The sequence below is a fragment of the Bacteriovorax sp. DB6_IX genome, assembly GCF_000447775.1.
Classification (GTDB): Bacteria; Bdellovibrionota; Bacteriovoracia; order Bacteriovoracales; family Bacteriovoracaceae; genus Halobacteriovorax_A.
Genome location: NZ_AUNJ01000489.1, coordinates 1 through 8094 on the forward strand (window position 1 = coordinate 1; position 8094 = coordinate 8094).

Annotated in this window: 7 protein-coding genes and 1 pseudogene; 5 read left to right on the top strand and 3 right to left on the bottom strand. The window is 40.0% G+C overall.

The window, feature by feature from the left end:
* Positions 1-152 (top strand): annotated as a pseudogene (locus M901_RS17185) (malate dehydrogenase); the annotation flags it as partial.
* 115 nt (positions 153-267) lie between these two features.
* Positions 268-912, top strand: a complete 645-nt coding sequence (locus M901_RS15300) for a flavin reductase family protein (RefSeq protein WP_021279125.1) — start codon at positions 268-270, stop codon at positions 910-912.
* A gap of 3 nt (positions 913-915) precedes the next feature.
* Here the strand turns inward: M901_RS15300 and M901_RS15305 are convergent, their stop codons facing one another.
* The 3 genes from M901_RS15305 to M901_RS15315 form a co-directional block, all read right to left on the bottom strand.
* Entirely contained in the window at positions 916-2781 is a 1866-nt protein-coding gene (locus tag M901_RS15305; RefSeq protein WP_021279119.1) for a type I secretion C-terminal target domain-containing protein, read from the bottom strand.
* 74 nt (positions 2782-2855) lie between these two features.
* Entirely contained in the window at positions 2856-3287 is a 432-nt protein-coding gene (locus tag M901_RS15310; RefSeq protein WP_021279122.1) for a Crp/Fnr family transcriptional regulator, read from the bottom strand.
* Positions 3284-4402 (bottom strand): hypothetical protein, encoded by a 1119-nt coding sequence (locus tag M901_RS15315; RefSeq protein ID WP_021279118.1) that lies wholly within the window; start codon positions 4400-4402, stop codon positions 3284-3286. Before M901_RS15315 ends, M901_RS15310 begins: the two co-directional genes overlap by 4 nt.
* An 83-nt stretch (positions 4403-4485) precedes the next feature.
* Between M901_RS15315 and M901_RS15320 the strand changes: the two genes are divergently transcribed.
* The 3 genes from M901_RS15320 to M901_RS15330 form a co-directional block, all read left to right on the top strand.
* Positions 4486-5706 carry a U32 family peptidase gene (locus tag M901_RS15320; RefSeq protein ID WP_021279123.1) on the top strand — a complete coding sequence of 407 codons (1221 nt, stop codon included), beginning with the start codon at positions 4486-4488 and terminating at the stop codon, positions 5704-5706.
* Positions 5703-6878: a U32 family peptidase C-terminal domain-containing protein gene (locus M901_RS16860; RefSeq protein WP_021279121.1), complete on the top strand. Its 1176-nt coding sequence runs from the start codon at positions 5703-5705 to the stop codon at positions 6876-6878. Before M901_RS15320 ends, M901_RS16860 begins: the two co-directional genes overlap by 4 nt.
* A 168-nt stretch (positions 6879-7046) precedes the next feature.
* The coding region (locus M901_RS15330) for a sensor histidine kinase KdpD (protein WP_034722615.1) at positions 7047-8094 on the top strand (1048 nt) is incomplete at its 3' end.

An 8094-nucleotide genomic window follows, 5' to 3' on the forward strand; every position in this document is an offset into this window, starting at 1 on the left:
TTATCTTCTCATTCCCATGTCGTGTAGAGAATGGAGTTCTTAAAGTTGTTGAAGGTGTAGAGCACAATGACTTTGGAACTGAGAAGTTCAACACAACTCTTGATGAGCTTAGAACAGAAAAAGCTACTGTTAAGGAACTTGGACTAATCTAATTTTCAAATAGGTGCGTGAGGGTTTTCTCACGCACTCATTTTCTTTGAGCTAGATTCCTTCTAGACAAATTCTTTTCCTATTAAACTTTCTCCCAAATAACGCTACAATTATCCTATGGATAAGAAATTGAGTCAGATAGATTTTAAAGATTTTGAAAAGCGTAAACGAGCGGCCTTTGTTAATAGTTTGAGTGGCTTTAAGTCGGCCAATCTCATTGGAACGATTAGTGAAAAAGGCCAAAGTAATCTGAGTATTGTCAGCTCTGTTTTTCATCTCGGTGCAGACCCTGCGCTACTTGGTTTTATTATAAGACCCGATATTTCTCCAAGACACACATTAGATAATATTCGCCAAACGGGGTTTTGCACTCTCAATCATGTGAATGAAAAAATTTGGAAGAAAGCTCATCAAACCAGTGCTCGCTATCCTGAAGAAGTTTCTGAATTCGACGCCTGCCAATTGAGTGAAATCTATGTCGATGACTTTAAGGCTCCCTTTGTGGCCGAATCAAATTTGAGACTGGCCCTTAAGTTTATACGAGAAGTTTCTATTAAAGAGAATGGGACGCATATGCTTATTATGGAAATCGAACATGCCTACTTAGATCAACAATTTATAAGTGAAAGTGGTTTTGTCGATATTGAGGGACTTGGTAGTGTCGCTGTTTCTGGGCTTGATAGTTATCATAAGACTTCACGTCTTGGACGTTTAAGCTATGCTAAGACTGATAGAAGTCCTTCAGTTTTAAGTGAGAAGTAATAACTAGAGAATGGTTAGGTTATCTGTTTCTAAAGTTGAAAGATCCGTGAGAACAGATTTCAGAATAATTATAACATAAGTTGTTCCCGATCCTGTTCCATCGATATCTATTGTGATTGTGGTATCACTTCCATCATCAGTGACATTGATATAATCAGAAAGACTCGAGACTCCTTGGGTATAGCCACTTAGTAAATTTCTCAATTCTATTTGATCACCTGAAGCCCCAGCGCTAAATCCATAGATTGTATCTGTTCCATCATTTGAAGAGTTGTAGATGAGAGTGTCGCTTCCATTACCTAAGAAAATATAATCATTTCCAGCACCACCGATGACGGTATCATTACCACTTCCCATCGTTTGAGAGTAGAGACGTGTATCAGCTCCACCACCTTGATTGATATCGTTAAGAACTTGAGTGTAAAGGGCCGTGGCCGAGAGATCAATTGAGAGTGAAGAAGAGTTTCCATCTTCCACACTTGTGCCATCTCCAGCTCCATCGCCATCTGCTCCTGTATCAGAAAGGCTTACTCCACCTCCACCTGAGCCAAAACTTTGGGCCGCTGTCGCTCCCTTTGTTCCTCCGCCATAAGTTGCATCACTTGCATCAAAGGGAATATCTGTTTCAAGGCCTGCATTTCCACCACCACCGGCACCGGCTCCAATACCACCTAGACCGACACTAGAGGCAATTGTTGAAGAGCCTCCACCGCCACCACCGCCGTAGCCACCATTTCCTCCTGTCGAGTTCTTGTCACTACCGCCGCTCTCTCCTGCAAAACCATCACAGAATATGAGATCGTCACCATCACCAGCGATGATATAATCATTTCCTGATCCGGCACTACCACCATTTCCACCAGTGTCTCCAGGTGTGTATCCGGTTGCTCCTCCGCCCCCTGAGCCATCAGCAAAAATGATATCTGAATATGAAGTGAGAAGAATTGTGTCGTTGCTACCGATTCCATTTCCGCCAGCATTTGTGCTTCCATCGCCTCCATCGACAACTTTTCCTCCGCCGCCACTTCCATTTGTCCAGTTAAGGCGTGCGCTAACTTGAGAGCTAAGATCTACGTCAACAATTTTCCATTTACTTGTCGAGAGGATTGTTGAGGCCTCATGGCCAGCACTATCAACCAGTTTAATGCTTATATAATATTCGCGATCTGAGACCAGTGTGAAAGAGGCCGAGTCCACTCCACTTTTCAGCTGATAACTTGAAAGTGAGCTTCCTCCAGAAGCGGTAATAAAGCTTTGAACATTCTCTCTATCAGCGCTGTCAAAACCATCGGCCTCGTCGTCATATCCAATGGCAAATTCAAGATGTGAGAGCTGACAGTTATCTGATCGAGTGATGGCGGAGAGATCTACCGTTACACTTTGAGATGAACTGGCCTGAAAATCACTGATATATAAATTACCGGCCAAGGTTGGGTTTGTGTTGTCCCAATAAAAGCTTGAAGAAATTGAAGTTGTGCTTGAAGGTAGAGCATCTTCATCAATAGAGCGAATGCTTGGATAATAAGAAGTACACTCAGTTAATGTGAGTGAACTAAAGATATGGGCCGTCAGACCTTTTGTGATATTTACCCAGTAGATGAAGTCTGTATCACCTTGAGTTGTTCCAAGTGCGGCCTGAATATTTTGATATTCTCCAGTGGGATTAGTCCATGTCAGTGTCGGTGAGTTAATAGGTGAGTTTCCAGTGACAATACTTGCTGAGAGGGCCAATGATGTCGGGGCCTCTGGTGGAGTAGGTTCTGGATCAGCTGGACTTGCTTGATCACTACCATCGCCAAAACGATCTTGGTCAGAGGGTTTGACAGAATCTTCAAAACTCTCAGTTGAGCAAGAGTAGGATAGTGTCATGATTAAAAGGATAGCGATGAGCCTTTTCACTTTCTAATTATACCATATGAGGCCGTGATTTGAGTACTTTGGCACTAGTTCTTCGTGGCCTGAATCTTTTGTAGGATTTCCCTTTGCTCATCTATGGAAAGGGGCTTTATCCCCTCGACTTTACTTCTCTTGATCCCTTTTTGAGCAATAAGTTTATCAATATGTCTTAGTCGACGTGTGAGATTTTTTCCCAGCTTGATCATCCAATCAGGCATGAGTTCAGTTTGCTCTGATGGGGGAACGGCCATAAGAGTTGAGTCAATATTTGCCATCACGTAGGCACTACGATTTTCTCCATCAAAGTATGAGAGCTCGCCGACAAATTCATTCTCGCCAATTGTTGCAAAAGGAGTGACCTTTGTTCCATCGAGACCAAAGACTAGAAGTTCTCCTGATTCCACAAGATAGAGGGTTGTATTCTCATCACCTTGATGGCAAATAATTTCACCTTTTTTAAAATCTTTTTTGATACTCATAAGTCAAGAATCCTTCTAATTTTATTTGTCATTTCTTTTTCAAGCTTTTCCCAGTAAATGAACTGTGGAGAGTGATTATCTATAAATAACTCATTCTTTCCTAAGTTATTATTTACCATTTTATCAAAGTCGACATTTTCAAGAGCGCGCTCTCTAATAATATCTCGTTGAATTTGATTGATAACGGGATGGGCCCCTTCAGGCCTACAGTCTAAGGCCTTTGCTAGCAGCAGGTTCTTCTTGGCCATGTTAAGTTTACCTTGAGCAATTTGAGTCATTCCCAAGAGGTACTTTGTTCTGGCATTTCCAACTGAGATTCCATCTAGGAGTAGGGCCTTATTATAGGCCTCTTTGATCTTATTCTTTTCAATCAGCTTAGAAATTTCTACTTGCTCTATTGTGATATTGTCTGTGACAGCATTATCACAAACGGCCTTGACATCGAGTTCGTAGTTAATAGGGCGAGTGATGACAATAGGAGTTGAACCCTTATCAATAATATGATCAATCAGATCCATGAATTGCTCACGATAGAAATAAAATGTACTTTCAGCGATGACTTGAAAACTTCTATCATCTCTCTTTGTGGCAGCTTTAATTTTCTGATCGAGCTGAATGACTTTGTCTGGGATGTAAACAAAGCGCGAGAGAATGGGAAAGAGCATAACGGCGGTCTGAATATAATCGTTCTTAAAGATATTAAAATTGACCTTAAATTTTTTGAGATCTTTGGGATAGAGCTCTTCTGCGAACTCACTGCTTCCACCTGCATAAATAATTATTGGTGGCAATTTCTTCATTTGTGAGATCTTCTTTAGGGTTCTATGAATCCCTTCATTTTCTACGGAGAGATTGTAAACAGAAAGAGGGTTCTGAAGATTGACCGAGAGGTTCTCAATCATATTTTGGACAAGTGAATTGAACTCGATTCCAAATTGATCTCCGATAATGAGAATATCAGCCGTTTCGGCAATATTATCAGTAGGATACGTGCCTTCTGTGATTTTATATGGTAAGGGATAGAGCTTCGTTTCATTCGCATGGTTGAGATAGCCTAAAAGAGATGCGAAAGAGATGGCAGTGATCGTGAATAAGATTAGAATAATGCGCTGCATTTTACCTCAAAGTAATAATTTCAATGACTTTATTGTATACGAAATTTCTGGTAGATAGAAGCGAGGTAAAAGGAGTAGAAATTATGTCCCACTGGGTCCCAGAGCTATTGGCACCGGCCGGTAGTTTAGAGAAATTAAAAGTCGCCATTCTCTATGGTGCAAATGCGGTTTATCTTGGTGGCCAAAAATTTGGTCTTCGCTCTGCTGCGGAAAACTTTACTCTTGAAGAGTTGGAAGAAGGTGTGCAATTTGCTCACGAGAGAAATGCTCAGGTATATGTCGTTCTCAATAGCTTCTTTCATGATAAAGACTTTGACTCTCTTGGGGAGTTCATTCAAAAACTTGATGAATTTAAAGTTGATGCCGTTATCGTTTCAGATCCTGGTGTTATTAAATATATTTCTGAAAATTCAAATTTAGAAGTTCACCTTTCGACACAGGCCAGTTGTCTCAATGTGGAGTCGGCAAAACTTTGGAAGAGATTAGGTGTAACTCGTGTGGTTCTAGGACGTGAAGTCTCAGTTGCCGAAGCGGCCAAAATAAAAAAAGAAGCAGGACTTGAAGTCGAGATGTTTATTCATGGATCGATGTGCATGGCCTACTCTGGAAATTGTGTCATCTCAAACTTCACCCAAGGTCGTGATAGTAACCGTGGTGGTTGTGCTCACAGTTGTCGTTTTGAGTACAAGTTAGAAGGTGATAATCCAATAACTGGTGATAGCTTTTCTAAGAATAGCTTCTTCATGAGCTCTAAGGATCTTGAGGGAATTCGCGTTCTACCAGAGTTTATAAATGGTGAAATCGACTCATTAAAAGTCGAAGGAAGGATGAAGTCTCATCTCTATGCCGGGACAATTTCTAAGGTTTATTCAGAGGCCCTGGCCTATTATAGAGATCATGGTGACTTCCTTAGTGATGAGCTTAAAACATGGGAAGAGGAGTTAACGAAGGTTACTCATAGGGCCTATACTGAGGCCTCGCTTGTTGAACCTGCGAGCCGTGATTCAATCTATGATGAAAGAGAGCATGAAATTAATGAATATAGTGCCGTTGGTTCAGTTCTAGAGGCACGAAACGAAGAGGGTGCGAAATACCTTTTAGTTGAAGTGAGAAGTGCTTTTAATGTTGGTGAGAAGTTAGAGCTTCTTCCTTTTAAAGGGAGAGCTATAGAGTTTACTCTCGATTTTATAAAGAATGTTATGGATGAGGATCTGGAAAGAACAAGACCTGGATCACTTGTTAAAGTACCTTATGTGGAAGGGGCCGGCCAGTGGAACCTTTTAAGAAGGAGGCTTGAACAATGAGACTTGTAACCTATTTAGAAAGTCAGGAGCAACTCTCAACGCTCATTGAAGCAGGTGTCAATGAGGCGATTATAGGAGTTTCAAATCTTAGTCGTTTTGGAAAGCTCTCTGCTGCAATGGCCTGTGAACTTGCAAAGGCCTGTCGTGAAAATGATATTCGTCCTGTTCTTGAATGGGATGTCTTAATGACTGAGAATGTCTTTAATATGACCATCAAGAGTTTTGATTATATTGATCTTAGTCTCTTCGATGCTATTCGCCTACAAGATCCTGGGGCCGTTAATTACGTTTTAGAAAAATTTCCTCAAATGCCTATTCAGATGATTCTTGAGGCCGGTGGTCATCATAATATTGAAGCCGTTAAAATTTGGCAGAGTCTCATTGGTGATAAACTTGAAAGAGTTATTCTCTCACTTGAGCTCTCTAAAGATACTCTTGAACAATACATTAAAGAACTTGATGTTGAAGTTGAGCTGCTTGGTTTAGGACGAATTCTACTTTTCTATACTCCACGCTCTCTTGTGACACCTGTGTTTGGGACTGAGAAAGAGACTCTAGAATTAAATCAATCGACGATTGAAGTCAGTGCTTCAAGTGAAGAATCTCCACATAAGGGATTTCCAGTCATTGAAAATATGCATGGGACTTTCATGTTTAATACAAAGGATATTTATCTTCTTGAATATCTTGATGAACTCTTTGACGTTGGTCTACAGAATCTTCGTATTGATTTGCGTTTTGGTCATGACTTAGGCTTTTTAAAGAGAATTAGAAGTCTCATGGGAAGCTTTTCTAAAGATGTGGCAACACAGATTAAGAATGACTATCCAAATACAACGATCCGTGGTTTCTTCCATGTGAATAAGTCTGATGTTCTCTTTAAAAAGTTGAAGAACTATCGTATTCAACGATCTGATATGAACTTCTTAGGCGATGTTATTGAAGTGAATAAGAAAAAGCATATTGGAATTATGTTGAGAAGTCGCCAAAATGAGTTGAAAGTCGGAGACACTCTAAAGCTCTATACACCAGATGGAAAAGAGAAAGTCACAAAGGTTAATGTGATTAAGACAAGTGCTCACGAAGAAATTGAAAATGCTGGTCATGGACAAGTTGTTTTCATTCCTCATATTTCAGGAATCTCAGTGAAAACCACTGTCTATAAAGATTGATCTTGTTCAATAAAACTTATACTAACGCTAGGAAAAGTGGCAATTTTTCTTAGCGTTTAGGTCAATGGTATTTCTCAGATGCCTCACTTTATTATTATGATTTAAGTCACTTATGGCCCTAATATTAATCCCTATTCACCAGTCATGAACTCGTTTAAAATACTTGGGATGAGCGGGGATAAAGAGACAACGCCGATATATATCAAGGCGTACCTGGATTTATTCGGGTATATTTCACAGAAAAGAATTGAGAAGAAGGACACGGATTTTAAAGAGATCCATGCCCATCTTATTGCAGTCTTAACAACAGGTGTTCTGATGTGGACATATGCTTTGATTGCGGTATTTACAATTTCTAATCCGCTGGCAGGTTATGTGGGAATCGTTGCTAGCTCAATTCATCTTCTCTCGCCACTATTATTTCGCCATACTAAGAATACATTCTTTATCTGTAGTCTCATGCTTGGTGTTGGCGTTATTCATCAATCAACTTTTTCATTCTATTCAGGTGGATTTAATAGCATGATCATTATTTGGTTTAGTGTTATTCCACTACTGGCAGGTCTTATTGCAGGAAAGAGGGCGGCCCTCGTTTGGGGAGCTATTGTCTTCATTGTTGCAAGTGTCTTTCTCTTCTTAGAGTTAACAGGCTTTGACTATCCCTATCTTATTTCTTCTAAAGGTGAAATTCTGGCCCGCTCAGTGATTGTCTTTGGTTATATCCTATTATCAACAGTGCTTATCTTTGGCTTTCTTCATATGTCTCATCAATATCAAGAGTCTATTAAGAGTGAGCGAGATAGAGTTATCAATTTAGTTCGTGTTCTCTCCCATGATCTGTCGAACCCACTTCTTATTATTGAGAATTATATTAAGAGAATTCTTAGAAAGAGTGAGTCCGAAGATATTCTTCGTTATGCTCAAAAGGTCAATCATTCTGTTGAAGCCATGAAGGATATTGCGGGGAGTGTGCGCAATATGCAGGCCCTGAGTGAAGGTAAGTATAAACTTAATATCAAACCAACTTCACTTAATGAGTGTATCAGTTATATTAAGTTTCTCTTAGAAGACAGTCTCGATGAGAAAGAAGTCGTTATTAGTTATGATTATCATAAGAATCGTGACACCTATATCTATGTTGATCCCGTGGTTTTTAAGAATCAGGTCTTGGCCAACATTCTAAGCAATGCCATTAAGTTCTCTGAAAGAGGTGGTA